The 501-nt window shown below is 63.3% G+C and carries 1 protein-coding gene; it reads right to left on the bottom strand.

Annotated elements, in window-relative coordinates; translation table 11 throughout:
* Positions 1–335 (bottom strand): RnfABCDGE type electron transport complex subunit D (locus tag ACP4J3_RS50910; protein WP_426545131.1); only part of this gene is annotated, 335 nt, incomplete at its 3' end.
* Between the last annotated feature and the right edge of the window lie 166 nt (positions 336–501).

Raw genomic sequence — 501 nt, 5'->3', positions numbered from 1 at the left:
AAGCTGTTCGGGTCGAACCCGGCCAGCGCGCCGATCAGGGCGAAGCGCCAGCCATCCTGGGCGCTCAACAGGTCGGGGCTCTGGGCGAAGATCAGGTTGGCCTGGTGGCCGACGTTGTACATGCCGAAGAACATCGCCGGGAAGGTGCATAGCCAGACGATGATCATCATGCGCTTCAGGTCGATGCCGTCGCGCACGTGTGCAGTGGTGCGGGTGACGCTGCCGGGACGATAGAGGAAGGTGTCCACGGCTTCGTACAGCGGGTACCACTTCTCGTAGCGCCCGCCCTTCTCGAAATGATGCTCGACCGTGTCGAGCAGGTTACGCAAACCCATGGCTCAGCCCTCCTGCTCGATGCGTGCCAGATTGTCCCGCAGAATCGGGCCGTATTCGTACTTGCCGGCGCAGACGTAGCTGCACAGCGCCAGGTCCTCTTCGTCGAGTTCCAGGGCGCCGAGCTTCTGGGCCATTTCCGTGTCGCCGACGATCAGGTAGCGCAGC

The sequence above is a fragment of the Streptomyces sp. UG1 genome (genome assembly GCF_049974585.1).
GTDB lineage: Bacteria > Actinomycetota > Actinomycetes > Streptomycetales > Streptomycetaceae > Streptomyces.
The sequence above is the reverse complement of the archived record's forward strand: the minus strand, read 5'-3'. Positions and strand labels throughout refer to the sequence as shown.